This window comes from Stenotrophomonas sp. 2201_Sma (genome assembly GCF_056486685.1).
In genome coordinates this window covers 3,181,860-3,198,529 of record NZ_CM151329.1, presented here as the reverse complement: position 1 = coordinate 3,198,529, position 16,670 = coordinate 3,181,860, and the positions used below count along the sequence as shown (strand labels likewise).

General features: G+C 65.0%; 13 protein-coding genes. 5 read left to right on the top strand and 8 right to left on the bottom strand.

Translation table 11 applies throughout. From position 1 onward, the window contains the following. Positions 1–14 precede the first annotated feature (14 nt). The 4 genes from ACZLIF_RS14895 to ACZLIF_RS14880 all read right to left on the bottom strand — a co-directional run bounded on the left by ACZLIF_RS14895 (position 15) and on the right by ACZLIF_RS14880 (position 9,569). Positions 15–2,021: a M13 family metallopeptidase gene (locus tag ACZLIF_RS14895; protein ID WP_053516862.1), complete on the bottom strand. Its 2,007-nt coding sequence runs from the start codon at positions 2,019–2,021 to the stop codon at positions 15–17. Between the two features lie 166 nt (positions 2,022–2,187). Further along, positions 2,188–4,290, bottom strand: a complete 2,103-nt coding sequence (locus tag ACZLIF_RS14890; RefSeq protein ID WP_180876129.1) for a M13 family metallopeptidase — start codon at positions 4,288–4,290, stop codon at positions 2,188–2,190. Between the two features lie 194 nt (positions 4,291–4,484). After that, complete coding sequence (locus ACZLIF_RS14885) at positions 4,485–7,346, bottom strand: TonB-dependent receptor plug domain-containing protein (RefSeq protein WP_128988867.1); 2,862 nt, start codon at positions 7,344–7,346, stop codon at positions 4,485–4,487. Between the two features lie 186 nt (positions 7,347–7,532). Next, the gene (locus ACZLIF_RS14880) at positions 7,533–9,569 is read right to left on the bottom strand and encodes an alpha/beta hydrolase family protein (protein ID WP_128988869.1); all 2,037 of its coding nucleotides are present in this window, start codon (positions 9,567–9,569) and stop codon (positions 7,533–7,535) included. A gap of 242 nt (positions 9,570–9,811) precedes the next feature. Between ACZLIF_RS14880 and apbC the strand changes: the two genes are divergently transcribed. After that, positions 9,812–10,666, top strand: a complete 855-nt coding sequence (gene apbC, locus ACZLIF_RS14875) for an iron-sulfur cluster carrier protein ApbC (protein ID WP_053516830.1) — start codon at positions 9,812–9,814, stop codon at positions 10,664–10,666. Positions 10,667–10,740: 74 nt separating this feature from the next. Further along, positions 10,741–11,313: a dCTP deaminase gene (dcd, locus tag ACZLIF_RS14870; protein WP_065174891.1), complete on the top strand. Its 573-nt coding sequence runs from the start codon at positions 10,741–10,743 to the stop codon at positions 11,311–11,313. A 66-nt stretch (positions 11,314–11,379) separates the two neighbouring features. Here the strand turns inward: dcd and ACZLIF_RS14865 are convergent, their stop codons facing one another. The 3 genes from ACZLIF_RS14865 to ACZLIF_RS14855 are packed head-to-tail and all read right to left on the bottom strand — an operon-like array spanning position 11,380 to position 12,653. Beyond that, complete coding sequence (locus tag ACZLIF_RS14865) at positions 11,380–11,547, bottom strand: LiaI-LiaF-like domain-containing protein (RefSeq protein WP_005410498.1); 168 nt, start codon at positions 11,545–11,547, stop codon at positions 11,380–11,382. Between the two features lie 15 nt (positions 11,548–11,562). After that, a complete protein-coding gene (locus ACZLIF_RS14860) occupies positions 11,563–11,985 on the bottom strand; it encodes an HIT domain-containing protein (protein ID WP_053516834.1) in 423 nt (140 codons plus the stop codon). After that, complete coding sequence (locus ACZLIF_RS14855) at positions 11,982–12,653, bottom strand: dienelactone hydrolase family protein (protein WP_065174892.1); 672 nt, start codon at positions 12,651–12,653, stop codon at positions 11,982–11,984. The genes ACZLIF_RS14860 and ACZLIF_RS14855 overlap by 4 nt, the downstream gene beginning before the upstream one ends. Positions 12,654–12,998: 345 nt before the next feature. Here ACZLIF_RS14855 and ACZLIF_RS14850 point away from each other — a divergent pair, with 345 nt between their 5' ends. The 3 genes from ACZLIF_RS14850 (at position 12,999) to ACZLIF_RS14840 (ending at position 16,099) form a co-directional block, all read left to right on the top strand. Beyond that, the gene (locus ACZLIF_RS14850) at positions 12,999–13,523 is read left to right on the top strand and encodes a hypothetical protein (RefSeq protein ID WP_128988871.1); all 525 of its coding nucleotides are present in this window, start codon (positions 12,999–13,001) and stop codon (positions 13,521–13,523) included. A gap of 384 nt (positions 13,524–13,907) precedes the next feature. Beyond that, positions 13,908–15,269 carry a 30S ribosomal protein S12 methylthiotransferase RimO gene (gene rimO / locus ACZLIF_RS14845; RefSeq protein ID WP_053516842.1) on the top strand — a complete coding sequence of 454 codons (1,362 nt, stop codon included), beginning with the start codon at positions 13,908–13,910 and terminating at the stop codon, positions 15,267–15,269. Beyond that, entirely contained in the window at positions 15,266–16,099 is an 834-nt protein-coding gene (locus tag ACZLIF_RS14840) for a DUF3025 domain-containing protein (RefSeq protein ID WP_478462644.1), read from the top strand. The genes rimO and ACZLIF_RS14840 overlap by 4 nt, the downstream gene beginning before the upstream one ends. Before the next feature lie 52 nt (positions 16,100–16,151). Here the strand turns inward: ACZLIF_RS14840 and greB are convergent, their stop codons facing one another. Continuing rightward, entirely contained in the window at positions 16,152–16,658 is a 507-nt protein-coding gene (greB, locus tag ACZLIF_RS14835) for a transcription elongation factor GreB (protein ID WP_053516845.1), read from the bottom strand. Positions 16,659–16,670: the final 12 nt, after the last annotated feature.

Here is a 16,670-nt window from a genome sequence, read left to right as displayed (position 1 = left end):
CACGGCCGGCTGGCTCAGCGCCAGACCTTGATCTGCTCGGCATCGCTGCGCTGCATCGGCTGGCCGGCCTTGCAGCTGAAGGTGGCGCCGAACGCCGGGAGGTTGGCCAGCGTGCCGTTGGTGCGCCACATGCCCGGCGCGCGGATGTCGGCGGTCAGGCGGCGTGCGGCTTCGTTGGGCGACAGCTGCTGCGCCCACAACGCGGCCCAGGCACGGAAGAAGCCCTGCTGCTGGGCCGGCTTGGCCTTCGGCTCCTGTGCGGTGTAGGCCGCCCAGGCCAGTTCCAGGCCGGCGATGTCGGCCAGGTTCTCTTCCTGGGTCAACGTGCCATTGACCTTGGCGCCCTTCACGCCCGGGAACTCATAGGCGCCGTACTGGGCGGCCACGCGGCTGCCGAGCAGGGTCCAGGCCGTCTTGTCGGCCGGCGTCCACCAGCTGCGCAGTTCGCCCTTGGCATCGACCAGCGCGCCCTTGGCATCGATGGCACGGGTCAGCTCGTGGCCGACCAGGCCGCCGAAGCTGCCGAACTTGTCGGCGCTGTCGGCCTTGGCGTTGAACACCGGGCCCTGCAGGATGGCCGCGGTGACGATCAGGCGGTTCTGCGCCAGGTCATAGGCCAGCGACGGCTGTTGCGGCAGCACGTCCCAGCGACGGTCGGCATTGCCCTTGCCGATGCGCTTCATCTCCTCGCGATGGCGCCAGGTCGAGGCGATCAGCATGTTGCCACCGAACGAGCCCCGGCCCATCGGCTGCACGGTGTAGTCGAGGTCGCGCAGCGGGGTGCCGATCTCGATCTTCAGCGCCGCCAGCTTGGCCTGTGCTTCAGCCTTGGCTTCGGCACTCATCCACGTGCTGTTCCTGACGGCCTCGATCTGCACCTCGCGGACCTTGTCGACGATCCATGCCGCCTGCCGGCGGTCCTCGGCCGAGAGATGGCGGGCAGCGTACTCGCGGCCGACCATCGGACCGGCCGCCACATTGATGGCATCGAGCACCGCTTCCCAGCGCTGCGGCGGCAGCGTCTGCCCGCGCAGTACGCGGCCGCGGAACTCAAACTCGGCGTCCCGGTAGGCCTTGGACAGGTACGGCGCCATCGAGTCGCCCACGCGCCAGCGCAGGTAGGCCTTCCACTGGTCCGGCTTGAGCTTGGTGACCATGCCATCCAGCTGCTGGAACAGGCCCGGGTCGGCCAGCGATACCAGATCGTCGTTCACACCCTGTACTTTCAGGAAGGCCTCCAGCTGCAGGTTGCGGTAGCGGCTGTTGAGCTCCTTGGTGGAGATCGGCGCGTAGTTGTTGAACGGGTTGTTGATGCCGGCCAGCGACTGTGCATTGCGCGCCAGCTCGGTTTCCAGCGCGATCACCGCCTGCGACTCCGCATCGAGCTTGGCTGCCGGCGTACCGGTCAGTGCCAGGATCTGCTTGACGTAGGTGCGGTAGCGGCCCATCAGCGCCACGGTATCGGCATCGGTGCGGGTATAGAACGCCGGATCCGGCAGGCCCATGCCGCCCTGCATGAAGTAGCCGATATGACGGTCCAGTGCCTTCAGGTCGACGTCCGGACCGAAGTTGAAGGCGACCGGGATGCCGACCTGATGGAGTGCAGCGATCGACGCCGGCACATCCTTGGATTTCTTGATCGCATTGATGCGGGTCAGCAGCGGCGCGATCGGATTGGAGCCATCGGCTTCCACCGCCGCCTCGTCCAGGCCGCTGGCCCAGAAGTCGCCCAGCAGCTTCTGCACGTTGCCCTGCGGCGACGTCATGGCCGCATCGAGCAGTTCGCGCTGTTGCTGCCTGCTGCGCTCGACCAGCTGGCCCAGCGCGGTGGTGGCTCCGGTCTGCGGTACCGGGTTGGCCTTCAGCCAGCCAGCGTTGGTGGCGCCGTAGAAGTCGCTGCACTGGGCACTGACGGCCGGGGCGCGGGCGGCCTTTTTCTTCGCGGCGAACGCATCATGGCTCGGGACCAGGGTCGCCAGGCTGATGCCCAGGGCGATGGCAAGCGGACGGAAATTGGGCATGTAGAACGAATCCATGATGGATTGAGGGCGGGCGCACTATAGCAAGCCGCGCATGGGCGCAGCATGCACGTATCACGGTATGCCTGGCGGCCGTGGCGGGTCGCGCAAAAACAAGGGCCCGGGAGATCCCGGGCCCTTGCAGGTCTGCCTTGGCGTCAGCCGTGGCTTACCAGATCACCACCTGCTGCTCGCCGCTGCGCGCCATCGGTGCACCGGCCTTGCACTGGAACGCGGCCGCGAAGGTCGGCAGGTTCGAGGGCGCGCCCATCGCGCGGAACTGCGCCGGGGCGTGCGGATCGGTGGCCAGGCGGACCTTGGCGTTTTCCGGGGTGTACTTGGTACGCCACACGGTGGCCCAGTTGAAGAAGAAGCGCTGATCGCGGGTGAAGCCGTCGACCTTCGGATCTTCCTTGCCGGCCGAGGCCTTCTGCAGCGCATCGTAGGCCGTGGCCAGGCCACCCAGGTCGGCGATGTTCTCGCCCAGGGTCAGGTGGCCGTTCACGGCCTGGCCGTCAACCTTGTACTGGTCGAACTGCTTGACCAGCTTGCCGGTCAGGCCTTCGAAGTTCTTCTTGTCGGCCGGCGTCCACCAGTCTTCCATGTTGCCGGTCGGCCCGAAGCGCGCGCCCTGATCGTCGTAGCCATGGGTCATCTCATGGCCGATCACCGCACCGATGCCACCGTAGTTCAGCGCATCGTCTGCCTTCGGATCGAAGAACGGCGGCTGCAGGATGGCGGCCGGGAACACGATCTCGTTCTGCAGCGGGTTGTAGTAGGCGTTGACCGTCTGCGGGGTCATGCCCCACTCGGTCTTGTCCACCGGCTTGCCGATCTTGGACAGGTTGAACTTGTAGTTGAACTCGTTGGCCGCACGCACGTTGGCCAGGTAGCTGTCGCGCTGGGTCTGCAGGCCCGACCAGTCACGCCACTTGTCCGGGTAGCCGATCTTCGGAGTGAAGGTTTCCCACTTCGCGATGGCCTTGGCCTTGGTTTCCTCGCTCATCCAGCTCAGACCCTGGATGCGTTCCTTCAGCGAGGCAGCCAGGTTCTTCACCAGTTCTTCCATCTTCGCCTTGGCTTCCGGCGAGAAGGCAACCTTCACGTACAGCTGGCCGAACGCTTCGCCGGCATCGTTCTCGATGGTGCCCAGCACGCGCTTCCAACGCGGCTTCTGTTCCTTCTGGCCGTTGAGGGTCTTGCCGTAGAACGCGTAGTTCTCCTGGACGAAGGCATCGGCCAGGTACGGCGAGGCGCCATCGACGGTGTGGAAGCGCAGGTAGGCGCGCCAGACCGACGGGTCGGTGTCGCCCAGCGCCTTGCTCACTTCCTCATGGAAGGCCGGCATCGCCAGCGAGAACTTCTCCGGCGCAGCAACGCCCTGCGACTTGAAGAACTCGGTCCAGCTGAAGTTCGGGGTCAGCTTGTCGGCGTCAGCCAGGGTGACCGGGTTGTAGTACAGCTCCACATTGCGCGACAGTTCGACGCGCGACTTGGACGCCTTGGCCAGGCGGGTCTCGAACTTGACCACGTCCTCAGCCTGCTTGGCGGCGTCGGCTGCCGGGACGCCGGACAGTTCCAGCACCTTGGCGACGTGCGCCTGGTAGGCCTTGAGCTTGTCGGCGTTCTTGGCGTCGGTGTAATACGTGCTGTCAGGCAGGCCCAGGCCGCCCTGGCTGGCATAGGCCAGGTTCATGGTCGAGTTCTTGAAGTCGGCCTCGGCGCCGAAGCCGAACAGCACGTTCTCGCCCTTGGCTGCGCTGGTGCGCAGGTAGTCGGCGATGGCGGCCTTGTCCTGCAGGCCGTCGATGGCGGCCAGGTCGGCCTTCAGCGGCTCGATGCCCTGGGCGTTGATCTTGGCCTCATCCATGCCGGTGGCCCACAGGTCGCCGACGATCTTCTCGATGTGGCTCGGGTTCTTGACCTGCGCGACCTGCTCGGCCAGCTGGTGCTGCACTGCCACCGAACGCTCGTCGAGGATGGTGAACGCGCCCCAGCTGGTGCGGTCGCCGGGAATCTCGTTGGCGGCCAGCCACTTGCTGTTGACGTAGTCGCCGAATGCGGTGCAGGCGTCCAGGTTGGTGTCCAGATCGCTGGGCTGGAAGGCGTTATAGGCCGGCAGCTTGCTCTCATCCAGGGTGTAGGTGGTGGCTTCGGCGGCGGCCGGGGCAGGCGCGGCGGCCTCCTTGGCCGGGGTTTCGTTCTTGCCACAGCCGGCCAGCACGGCCGACACGGCCAGGCTGAGCAGCACGATCTTGGGAGTACGCGTGATCACTATGTTTGGCCTCCAGGCCGAGTGAGTCAGGGAAGAGCCGCGGGGACGGCCGTGGGCCGAACGATACGCCGCCAGCCTACCCCGCAAGGGTGTCGAAGGTCATGGGCGGGTGCAAGGGGCTGGATCGGGCCCTGCAAAAGACAGACCCGGCAAAAGCCGGGTCTGTCGGGGTGCTGCGGACTACGGCCCTATCAGAACCTGTACTTCAGACGCACGAACGGGGTGCGGCCGTACAGGTCGTACTGGGTGGCAAAGGCAGCGGTGTTGCCGTAGCGGGTGCCGGCGCCGGTGGAGATCAGTGCCGGCTTGGTGTTGAACACGTTGGCCACGCCCACCAGGATTTCCCAGTCGGCCTGCTTGTAGCTCAACGAAGCGGTGTGATACACGCGAGCGTCGGCGACCAGGTCGCGGTACGAGTCCGGACGGCCCTGGTAGGTGAAGCGCGAGTTGAGATTGGTGTTCTCGGTCTTGCCGATGTACTGGGTCAGCCAGTTGTATTCCCAGTCGCCGCGGGTCAGGGTCAGGCCCAGGTTGGCAACCAGGTCCGGACGGCCGATCAGGCCAAGCTGATCCGAGGAGGCCAGGCCGCTGGCCTCGGCGCTGTCGAACAGCTGTGCCACGTCTTCCACGGTGTAGGTGACCTGCGAATCCAGGGCGAACTTGCCGAAGCCGAACTCATGTTCCCAGTTCAGGGTCATGTCCCAGCCGCGGGTACGCTGCTGGTTGATGTTCAGGTACTGGGCGTAGATGTTGCGGATCGAATTCGCGTCCGGGCCGGTGGTCGGGTTGCGCTCCAGCAGGTCGCAGTAACGGTTCGGGAAGGTGTTCGAGCCGTAGCAGCCGGTGGTGATGTCCAGTGCACCCAGCGAGGTGATCTGGCCGCGGATATCGTAGTCGAAGTAGTCGATCGCCACGCTCAGGTCAGCGAACGACGGAGTGAACACGATACCGGCGCTCTTGGCGCGGGAGGTTTCCGGAACCAGGTTGCCGGCGCCGCCGCTGGTGAACACGGTGGCACTGGAGCCTGCGCCGATGTAATCGCCCGGGATGCCGGCGGCACCGCAGTTGGCACGGATATTGGTGTTGTCGCTCTCTTCCCAGCGGATGCAGGGATCGATCGCGGTCTGCGCCTGGAAGCCGGTCTGGTTGCCCAGGTACAGCTCGTACAGGCCCGGTGCACGATAGGAGGTACCGACGGTACCGCGCAGACGCAGCGACGGGATGATCTGCCAGTTCAGGCCGGCCTTCCAGACCTTGTCACTGCCGCTGACCGAGTCGTACTTGAAGATGCGGCCCGAAGCATTGGCGGTGAGCGATTCGATACCGGTGACGCCCTTGATCAGCGGGATGTCGAACTCGACGAAGGCTTCCTTCACCTTGTCGTTACCCTTGGTCACGTCGGCCGTCGATGCACCCCAGAGATCCTTGTAATTGGCGTCCGGCGTATCTTCGATGGAGTAGTAGCGGTATTCCAGGCCGAACGCGGCGCCCAGCGCACCTGCGGGAAGGTCGAACAGCTCACCGGAGAAGATCGCATTGACCGTCACGGTGTCATAGGTGGTCTTGCCGGTGGCGGTGATGCCCAGGATGTCGACCAGTTCGTCAACCTTGGCGCCGCTCAGATAGCCCGGGTCGAAGTAGTTCGCTGCCGGAGTATCGCCTGCGTTCGGAGTGGTCAGATCGCCGGTGATCGAGTTGCGGATGCCCAGCGAGCTGTACTTGCCGCTGGAGCGGCTGGCATTGGCATTGACTTCCCAGCCCCAGCTGCCGGAGAACAGACCATCGAACTTGTTCGCCAGGTAGTAGTAGTCGACCTCGGTCTGCGAGGACGACTTGAACGGCAGGACGGGCTGGGCGTAGCCGTTGGTGGTGCCCGGTGCCTCGACAGTCGGGAAGAACTGGCGCCACTGGAAGTTGTTGGTCTTGCGGTTGTTGTAGAGGAACTGGGTCTTCCAGTTGAACCCGTCAAAACCGAAGTCGGAAGCGAAGTAGGCCGACTTGCGCTCCTGGCGGTTGATGATGTGAGCCTGGCCCCATGCATCGAAGTTCAGCGGTTCTTCGTAGTAGGCGACCGGGCTGCCGTTGGCGTAGGTGCGGTTGGCGCGCGGGCGATAGCCCGGGAACGGACCCACGGTGCTGCCGTCCGGCGAGGGAATGTAACGGATCGGCGAGTCGTACTCATCGATGACGTTGATGAGCATGTTGTTGCAGTTCGCAAGATTGGTCCCGGCGGTGATCGAATGATCCTGCCGGTCGATGCGGTTGCCGTTGGCGTCCTTGATCAGATCATTGCCGCAGTTCAGGAAGTCGCGGTCGCCGCGGGTCAGCTCGTTGTGGCGGTACCATTCGACGGCAGCGACGATGCTGCCCTTCTCGAAGTTCCAGCCATTGGCAAGCGAGCCCTGGAAGACTTCACCGCCACCTTCGGTCGGGATACGGCCGGTGACCGTCAGCTCCGGGCGCTCGAAATTCTTCTTGGTGATCAGGTTGACCACGCCGGCCACGGCGTCGGAACCGTAGATGGACGAGGAACCGTCCTTCACGATTTCCGCACGCTGCAGGATGGCGGTGGGAATGACGTTCAGGTCGAATGCGCCGACCGCGCCGCGGGTTCCGGCCGGGCCCGGACGCTGGCCGTCCAGCAGCACCAGGGTGCGGTTGGCACCCAGGCCGCGCAGCGAGAACGTCTGCACGCCGGTACCACCGTCAACGACGAAGCCACCGAACTGGTGGGTGATCTGGGTTTCAGCAGCACCGATAGCGGACTTCTGCAGGAACTCGCCCACCGACACCTGGCCCTGGGCAGCGTTGTGCTCGGTGTCGATGGTGAACACCGGCGACGACGTTTCGTAATCCGCACGACGGATCAGCGATCCGGTGACGGTGATCTTGTCAAGGTCGGTGGCGCGCTGGTTGTGGGCGGAAGTGCTTGACGCCGCGGCTTCCTGCTGGGTGGTCTCCTGGGCCAGGGCCGGTGCGGCCTGCAGGCAGGCCAGCACAGCGAGAGTGAGCGGGACGCGGCTTGGCTTGATGTGGCGGTTGGCGTTGCGCATTTCGATGTGATCCCCACTTGTTATGCTTCGGTTAATGGAGTGTATGTGCCACGTAAAGTAAATGCAACATGAATGGAGAATTGCTGTAACCCGTTGTTGCTAAGGGGAAATTCAGTGAACGGCGCATGAAAAAACCCCGCCGGGTTCAAGCCAGCGGGGTCCATGAACGGGCCAGCGTCCGGTTGCTTACAGGCCGCCCGGTCCGCACTCCTTGCTGAGGAAGTCCGCCATCAGCGGCAGCGTCGCGCGGTAGTGGCTGGGGTACCACGGCATGCTGTGCGGCATGTCCGGAATCAGTTCGAAGCGTGCGGGCACCTTGTCCTTGACGCCGTTGTAGAAATTCCTGGCGTGGGACGCGGGGGTGCGCACATCGCGGTCTCCCACGAAGGTCAGCAGGGGGATGGCGGCCTTGGCGGTGTTCTGCATCGGGTCCATGCCCTTCACGGTCTGTCCCTGCAGGATGCGCTGCAGACGGTTCTCGCTCCAGGAAACACCCAGGCGGGCGAGGTCGGTTACGGGGGCGCCGGCAATGGCGCATTGATAGGGCGACGGGCTGCGCACGACCGCAGCGGCCGAGGCGAAGCCGCCGTAGGAATAGCCGAAGATCGCGATGCGGTCCTTGGCCGCTATCCCCTGCTGCACAAGCCAGGCAGCCGCATCATCGTTGTCGTCCTGCATCGTCAGGCCCCACTGCTTGTCGCCGGCGATCCAGTGCTCACGCCCGAACCCGGTTGAGCCGCGGTACTGCGGCCGGATCACCGCGTACCCGCGCGAGGTGAAGAACGGCACCCAGCCGGACGCATCCCAGCCGGTGTAGTCACGGGCCCAAGGGCCGCCGTGCGGATGGACCAGCGCCGGCAACGCCGCGTCACCGTTCTTCCAGCCTGCGGGCAGGTCGACGATGGCGGGAATCTTGCGGCCGTCGCGGGCCGTGTACGTCACCCAGCGCTGCTCGCCGATCTGCTTGCCGTCCACCCAGGGGCGTTCGCTGCCGAGCGTTGTGACCTGCTTGCGATCCACCAGGATCTGGTAACTGGTGGGCGAGCTCGCGCTGTTGGTGGTGAACAGCACGCGGGACAGATCATCGTTGTAACCGGTGATGGCGATGTACTTGCCCGGATACGCCTGCTTGAGGCCGTCGTACAGGGCCTTCATCTGCGGATCGACATAGACCGCTTCACGGCGCGGGCCGTCGACATAGAAGCCCAGCACCTGGTTGAAGTTGCTGGGCTTGGTGCCCAGGATCAGGCCGCCGATCGGATACTCGGGATGAGCCGCCAGCGGTTCGTTGTCAAACGTTCTGCTGGCCGGGTCGTACAGTCGGGCCTGTACCTGGTCGGAGAACTTGTCGGTGAGGATGTACAGCTTGCCGTTCTGGTCATCGATGCCGACCACCTCCATCGTGTAGCGATCGGACAGGCGGGTGGTCAGCGTGTCGTGCTTCTCGAACTGGCCGCTGGCCTTGTTCTTGACCAGGATCTGCTGCTCGTAGTCGTTCGAGCCGGCCGGCTCGATCTGCGTACGCGTCAGCAGCTCGCCGTTGCGCGGGTGGAACAGGCCCGGGGTGGAGCGGGCGTCGCCACGGAACAGCAGCTCGGTCTGCCCGGTCTTGAGGTTGAACAGGTAATAGCTGGCCGAAAAATTGGTCTGGTTGATCTGCGAGATGATCACCTTGTCCGGATCCAGCGGAAGCGAATGCACCAGGGACGCGGTGCCGGCCAGCTCCAGGCAGCGCTGGGTCTGTTCGCTGATGCCGAGCTTGCGGGTGTTGTCCGCGAAAGCCTCGTCGAACTTTGTCTGGCTGCTGTCGGTGAGGAATGCCTTGGACAGGAACGTCTTGGTTGAGCCGACCGAGTTGCCTTCACCGCAGCCGGACAACTGCGCGGTCAGCTCCTGTCGGCCGATCACCAGGCTGCGACCCGCCTTGAGCGCGCTGGCGGCAATGAACTTCATGCGATCACCGGAAGGCGTGATCGCCACGGGCGCCGAACCGGGCACGTCCAGGTTCCAGTTGGCCAATGCGGTATCGCCATTGTTGCTGCCCGGCGCAGCAATGATTGCAACCAGCTGCTTGCCGTCAGGGCTCATGCTGACAGACTGGATGGCCGGGATCTTGGCGAAATCCTCGACCGGCAACGGTGTGGCGGAGGCGTGGATGACGTGCAGGCCAAGCAGCAGTGCGGTGGTGGCACCCAGACGGGCACGCGTGAGGCGGGTTTCCATGATCGACAGTTCCTTGTGGCGATTCGCATCAAGATGACCGGAAGATGAACGAGTGCTGCCCTTCCGTCAACTGCACGTGAAAGTTTCCACCTGTGCACCCAGCGGGGGCAGAGAGGCAACGTCGCCGTGGGGCGCCGACTTGAGAATCCATGCGCGGATCTGGGCAATCCTGAATCAAGTCAGCTTGCGCCCAGCTTGTATGATGTCGGGTTCTCCTTCCTGACTTTCCGCCGGAGCCCGCAGTGAACAGTCCGACCCGTCGTCCCCATGCAAGCCAGGTGCAGAAGGGGCTGGCACCGCACGCGCGCATCCGCAACGTGATCGCGGTGGGCTCGGGCAAGGGCGGTGTCGGCAAGTCCACCACGGCCGTCAACCTGGCGGTGGCGCTGCAGCAGCTGGGCGCGCGGGTGGGCGTGCTCGATGCGGACATCTATGGCCCCAGCGTTCCCGCCATGCTGGGCCTGTCCGGCCGCCCGGAAAGCCCGGACAACAAGAGCATCGAACCGCTGCGTGCCTTCGGCGTGGACACCATGTCGATCGGTTACCTGATCGAGGAAGACACGCCGATGATCTGGCGTGGGCCGATGGCGACCTCGGCAATGACCCAGCTGTTCAACGACACCCTGTGGGACGACCTCGACTTCCTGTTGATCGACCTGCCGCCCGGCACCGGTGACATCCAGCTGACGCTGACCCAGAAGATTCCGCTGGCCGGTGCGGTGATCGTCACCACGCCGCAGGACATCGCCACGCTGGATGCGAAGAAGGCACTGAAGATGTTCGAGAAGGTCGAAGTGCCGGTGCTGGGCATCGTCGAGAACATGGCGGTACATACCTGCAGCCAGTGCGGCCACGTCGAGCACCTGTTCGGCGAGGGGGGCGGGGAGCGTATGGCGGCGCAGTACGGCGTGCCGCTGCTGGGATCGCTGCCGTTGCAGATCGGCATCCGTGAGCAGGGTGACGCAGGCACACCGATCACCGCCGCGCAGCCGGATTCCCTGCCGGCCCAGGCCTATCGCCACGCTGCGCAGCGGCTCATCGAGGAAGTGGGCAAGCGCCCGCGTGCCTCGATCCCGATCCTGTCGTCGCTGCTGTAGGGACCGGCCGGGGAGGGCGGTGGCGCCCGGCCCCCTGCTAGAATCCTCGCGCCCCCTCGCACCCAGGACAGAGCATGAGCATCAAGAGTGACCGTTGGATCCGCCGCATGTCCGAACAGCACGGCATGATCGAGCCGTTCGAGGCCGGGCAGGTGAAGCAGGTCAACGGCCAGCGCATCGTCAGCTACGGTACCTCCAGCTACGGCTACGACGTGCGTTGCTCGCGCGAGTTCAAGGTGTTCACCAACATCAACTCGACCATCGTGGACCCGAAGCACTTCGATTCGGGCAGCTTCGTCGACATCACCGCCGACGAATGCATCATCCCGCCCAACAGCTTCGCGCTGGCGCGTACCGTGGAGTATTTCCGCATTCCGCGCGACACCCTCGTGGTGTGCCTGGGCAAGAGCACCTACGCGCGTTGCGGCATCATCGTCAACGTCACTCCGCTCGAGCCGGAGTGGGAAGGCCATGTGACCCTGGAGTTCAGCAACACCACGCCGCTGCCGGCGCGCATCTACGCCAACGAAGGCGTGGCCCAGATGCTGTTCTTCCAGGCGGCGGCCGATGATATCTGCGAAACGTCCTACAAGGACCGTGGTGGCAAGTACCAGGGCCAGACCGGCGTCACCCTGCCGCGCACCTGACGGACCGGTAGCGCCGGGCCATGCCCGGCGTCGCTCGATCGAAGGCGGCGCTTGCGCCGCCTTCGCTTATTTGCCGCGGCCGAACAGCATGGCGATGCCGACGCCGACCAGGGCCACCGGCCACCAGGTCAGCAGCAGCTTGGACAGGTTCAGGTGCGTCCAGCCCAGGTTGCTGGCAAGCATGAACAGGCCGATCAGGATCAGCAGGATGGCGGCGACGAGGTTGAATCGCATCGTGTCGGCACGGTCTCAGGAGTGGGCCGGATATCCTAGCCGTTCCTTCCAGTAGGCGACATGCTGCTGCAGGGCGTCCGGTTCGTAGCGGTGCGCAGGACCGCTGCCCCACACCGGTCCCGGCCACGCCGGATCGCCGTCGTGGCGGCCGATCACGTGGAAATGCAGCTGGCGCACGATGTTGCCCAATGCGCCGATGTTGATCTTCTCCACCCCGTCGGAGCCCTTCAGGGCCTTGCAGGCGCGGTTGAGTTCGGTGCGCAGCTTGTCCTGCTGGTCGCCGTCCAGTTCGATCCACTCCGTTACCCCGGCCAGACGCGGCACCAGGATCAGCCAGGGAAACCGTTCGTCGTTCATCAACCGCACTTGCGACAGCGGGCCTTGCGCCACCAGAACGCTGTCGGTGGCCAGGCGGGAATCAAGTTCGAAATCGCTCATCCAAGATGCTCCGTGAAGAAGTCCAGGGTGCGTTGCAGCGCCAGGGTGGCGCTGTCTGGATCATACGCATGTCCGACCTCGCGGTTGAAGGCATGGTCGGCCGGGTAGACATAGGTCGCCATCTGCGGCAGCTTCTGGCGATGCGCCTCCACGGCCTCCGGCGGGATGCTGCGGTCCTGCGCGCCGAAGTGGAAGATCACCGGCGCCTTCGGTGTCTCGTCCAGATACTGCACATTGCGTGCGCCGTAATAGCTCACCGAGGGCAGGCCGAGGCGCAGCGCGGACAGCATCGCCACCGTTCCGCCCCAGCAGTAGCCGACCGTGCCGACCTTGCCGAAGGGGGCAAGCCGGGTTGCTGCGGCGCGCACCACTTCCAGTGCCCGTTCAATGCCCAGCGCACTTACCCGTTCCAGGCCCTGTTTCACCCCTTCAGGGTCATAGGGCAGGGCGTCGGGGTCGGCGTCCGGGCCATCGACCAGGTCGAAGAACGACGGCGCCAGCACGGCATAGCCTTCGGCGGCGAAGCGCTCGGCCACGCCACGGATGTGCGGATTGGCGCCGAAGATCTCCTGCACGACCACCAGGCCGCCACGCGGCGTGCCCGCTGGCAGGGCCTGCCAGGCCCGGACCGGGCCATGATGCGTATCCAGGGTGATCCATTCGGACATCGTCGGTTTCCTCATAGCAGTGGACAGGCCTGCATTGTCGGCGCTGGGCGGGTTAGCGCGGCGTCTGCGGCTGTGCGTGATCGGGCGGCTGATGCATCGAGCGACGTCGGATCGCGACTTGACCGAATGCGTCGCGGACGATCCTGCCAGGGATTCTGACATCTGATCCGGCCTGGCTCTGACAGTAGATTCAGTAAAGCACCTGCTGAAGCCAAGAGGGCGAGCAGATAGCGTTTCGTTCGCGGAACTCCAGTCTGGAGGGGCGATGTGGGGCTGATCATATCTCGGCATGTTTCCGGGGCGCGGCGTGAAGGCGCAGGCGCCCGATAAATGGAGTTTCATGAAATGAAAAAGGAATTTCGCCTTCTGTGTGCATTGGGGATGGCAACAATGCACACGGTGGCTATGGCCAACCAATCGTCGTACCAGGACCGCCAGATGGCGTCATCGGATGGCAGGCAGTGGGTTGAGCGGACGGTGCGCCTCTCTGATTTCGAAGGCGGCGACGTGGCTATCCAGGTGCGCCTTTTCAAGGATGGAAAGGGCGGTTTTGTATATGGTTACGATGATCAGAATGAAGCCACAAAGCTCTACCACCAGGCCGCCTGCGAAGTCATGAACTCCAAGGCGCGCCGTGGCGAAACCGTGATATCTGGCGAGTCGGCAGTCGTTGGTTGGTCCTGTGAGGGTGATTCAGATCCGGCGGAGGATTCGAATCCAGCCTCCAGCGACATGACGCAGCCCAAGGCGGGGTATTACGTTTTTGCATTGGCGCCCAGTGGGAGTGCGCCAATCGGAGTCAATTTCAATTCGGTGGGAACTGCTCGTTTCCAGAATTCGTTGGCAGGGAAATCTACAGGCGCTGCATGACCTCCGCGAGCGATGAATACGCGGGCCCAACAAACAACGGATCAATCAACGTCTATTGATGTCGCAATCAACGCTCCCGTGAGGCCGTGGCGACGGTGGACCGTGAGACGATTGCCTCTCCGTGAGCGTCGAGCCGTCGGGGCGCGTTCCGCCGGGCCGAGCCGGAGTTTCAGCACATGCCGCCGGGGGCCTTGACCCATTCACGAGTACCCTGCTGATGGAGATGGCACGTGGGGCAGAATCCGGGGCGCTCCCCTCAGTACACCCCGGGGCCGTTCAGAGCGCGGCCCCCAACCCCGGTATACTGGCGCCCTTTCAGGCCCCGGCCCCCAGGAACCCCTGCCACTCCGGCAGGGGCCCAGGCCCCCAGAGTCCCGCGATTCCATGTCCCAGCTGAACCCCAAAGTCGGCTTCGTCAGCCTTGGCTGCCCGAAGGCCCTTGTCGATTCCGAGCGCATCCTGACCCAGCTGCGGTCGGAGGGATACGACATCGTCCCGTCCTATGACTCGGCCGACGTGGTGGTGGTCAACACCTGCGGCTTCATCGACTCGGCGGTGACGGAGTCGCTGGACGCCATCGGCGAGGCGATGAACCAGAACGGCAAGGTCATCGTCACCGGCTGCCTGGGCAAGCGCCCCGAACAGATCCGTGAGGCGTACCCGAACGTGCTGGCGGTGTCCGGCCCGCAGGACTACCAGAGCGTGATGGAGGCGGTGCATGAGGCGCTGCCGCCCCGGCATGATCCGTTCGTGGACCTGGTGCCCGACTACGGCATCAAGCTGACCCCGCGCCACTACGCCTATCTGAAGATTTCCGAAGGCTGCAACCACGCGTGCAGTTTCTGCATCATTCCGTCGATGCGCGGCAAGCTGGTCTCGCGCCCGGTCGATGAAGTGCTGCGCGAAGCCGAGCGCCTGGTCCGGGGCGGTGTGCGTGAGCTGCTGGTGGTATCGCAGGACACCTCCGCCTACGGCGTGGACGTGAAGTACGCCGAGAAGATGTGGCGCGACAAGGCCTACCAGACCCGCCTGAAGGCGCTGTGCGAGGGCCTGTCCGAACTGGACGCGTGGGTGCGCATGCACTACGTGTACCCGTACCCGCACGTGGATGACGTGGTGCCGTTGATGGCCGAGAACCGCATCCTGCCGTACCTGGACATTCCGTTCCAGCACGCCAGCCCGCGTATCCTGCGACTGATGAAGCGCCCCGGTGCGGTAGAGAAGACGCTGGAGCGCGTGCAGAACTGGCGTCGCATCGCGCCGGACATCACCGTGCGTTCGACCTTCATCGTCGGTTTCCCGGGCGAGACCGAAGCGGAGTTCGAGGAGCTGCTGTCGTTCCTCGATGAGGCGCAGCTGGACCGCGTGGGTGCGTTCGCGTATTCGCCGGTCGAGGGTGCTACCGCCAACGCTCTTCCGGACCCTGTCCCGGAAGAGGTGAAGCAGGAGCGCCTGGCGCGCTTCATGGAAAAGCAGGCACAGATCTCGGCCGCACGTCTGGAGGCCAAGATCGGCACGGTGCAGCAGTGCCTGGTCGATGCCATCGAAGGTGACATCGCCGTGGCCCGTTCCAGGGCCGATGCACCGGAAATTGATGGACTGGTGCATATCCAGAATGCCGACCAGGTGCCGCTGCGCGTAGGCGAATTCATCAACGTGGAGATCACCGAGAGCGACGAACACGATCTGTATGGCGACGCGCTGCCGCCGACCACGCGCCCGGCCTTCGACCTGAAGGTGCTCTGATCATGGCCGAGGGTGCTGCCGGCCACGCTGGCAGCCCTCGGCGATTCGTGCCGCCGCCGCGCGCGGCGGTGGACCCGGCGGTGTTCGATCATCCGCTGTTTGCCCGGGTGCGTGCCTTCCGCGATCTTCTGTCCGGCGACCGCTGGCCGACCGTTGCCGAGCTGGATGCGCGGCTGGCGTTGCGCGGGCGGCGACTGGTCGAGCAGGATGCGGCGTTGCTGGCCGATGGCCTGCACTACGAAACGCGCATCGCGCAGGGGCGTATCGCCACCCGTGCGGCGAGCTGGCACGATCTGTTCAATGCATTGGTGTGGGCGTGTCACCCGCAGCTGAAGCACGCGCTCAACAGGCGGCAATGCCTGCACGTCGCCACGATGCCAACCGGTCAACGTAATCGCGCGCAGGCGGCGCTGACCCAGTTCGACGAGACCGGCGTGATCGTGTGCGTCCAGGACGATGCGCTGATCGCTGCGTGGGACGCCCACGACTGGCCGATGCTGTTCGCGCCGCCGCACTGGCAGGCCGGTCGCATCACCATCGCCGCGGTGTTCGGCCATGCACTGATGGAACAGGCGTTGCTGCCGGGGCGCCTGCTGGTCGGCAAGTGCGTGGTGGTGCGCGGCGATGATGAGGGTGCCTGCATCGAGACCGTGGCCCGGGCGATCGAGCAGGGCGCGACGGTGACCGATCCGCTGCAGCTGCGCCCGCTGCCACTGGCCGGAATCCCCGGCTGGCACCCGCAGCAGGACGCCACCTTCCATGGCAACGCCGACTACTTCCGCCCGCTGCGGCAGGGCCGCCTGTACCCGCCGCCGCTCTTGCCCCGGTAGCGCCGGGCCATGCCCGGCGCTGGATTGACGGCAACGCCGGGAGGGCTCGGTGTTACGAAGACGGGTACTCGACGCTGATCACCGCGAAAGTGAACCGGCCGCCCGGCAGTTCCACCGAGAACTCATCGTCCAGGCGCTTCTTCAGCACGGCCCGCGCCAGCGGCGAGTCGATGCTGATCCAGCCCAGGCCGGCGTCGGTTTCATCCGGCCCAACGATGCGGTAACGGCTGGTCTCACCACTGTCGATGTTCTCCAGTTCGATCCAAGCACCGAAGAACACCGCTTGTGGATCGGTCGGCGTGGTATCGACCACGCGCAGCGATTCGAGCCGCTTGGTCAGGTAGCGCACGCGGCGGTCGATTTCACCCAGCTGCTTCTTGCGGTAGGTGTACTCGGCGTTCTCCGAGCGGTCGCCCTCGGCGGCGGCAGCGGCCAGCGCCTTCACCACCTCGGGCCGGCGTACCCGCCACAGGTCGTCCAGCTCGGCTTTCAGCCGGGCGTGGCCGGCGGCGGTGATCAGGGCGGTGCTTTTCTCTGCGGGCGGACGCCAACGGGACATGTAATACAGCTT

What these genes read in the sequence shown, in the direction of transcription:
- ACZLIF_RS14895 (WP_053516862.1), bottom strand. Translation starts at nt 2,021, where the DNA reads ATGCCCAATTTCCGTCCGCTTGCCATCGCCCTGGGCATCAGCCTGGCG.
- ACZLIF_RS14885 (WP_128988867.1), bottom strand. Translation starts at nt 7,346, where the DNA reads ATGCGCAACGCCAACCGCCACATCAAGCCAAGCCGCGTCCCGCTCACT.
- ACZLIF_RS14880 (WP_128988869.1), bottom strand. Translation starts at nt 9,569, where the DNA reads ATGGAAACCCGCCTCACGCGTGCCCGTCTGGGTGCCACCACCGCACTG.
- dcd (WP_065174891.1), top strand. Translation starts at nt 10,741, where the DNA reads ATGAGCATCAAGAGTGACCGTTGGATCCGCCGCATGTCCGAACAGCAC.
- ACZLIF_RS14865 (WP_005410498.1), bottom strand. Translation starts at nt 11,547, where the DNA reads ATGCGATTCAACCTCGTCGCCGCCATCCTGCTGATCCTGATCGGCCTG.
- ACZLIF_RS14860 (WP_053516834.1), bottom strand. Translation starts at nt 11,985, where the DNA reads ATGAGCGATTTCGAACTTGATTCCCGCCTGGCCACCGACAGCGTTCTG.
- ACZLIF_RS14855 (WP_065174892.1), bottom strand. Translation starts at nt 12,653, where the DNA reads ATGTCCGAATGGATCACCCTGGATACGCATCATGGCCCGGTCCGGGCC.
- ACZLIF_RS14850 (WP_128988871.1), top strand. Translation starts at nt 12,999, where the DNA reads ATGAAAAAGGAATTTCGCCTTCTGTGTGCATTGGGGATGGCAACAATG.
- rimO (WP_053516842.1), top strand. Translation starts at nt 13,908, where the DNA reads ATGTCCCAGCTGAACCCCAAAGTCGGCTTCGTCAGCCTTGGCTGCCCG.
- greB (WP_053516845.1), bottom strand. Translation starts at nt 16,658, where the DNA reads ATGTCCCGTTGGCGTCCGCCCGCAGAGAAAAGCACCGCCCTGATCACC.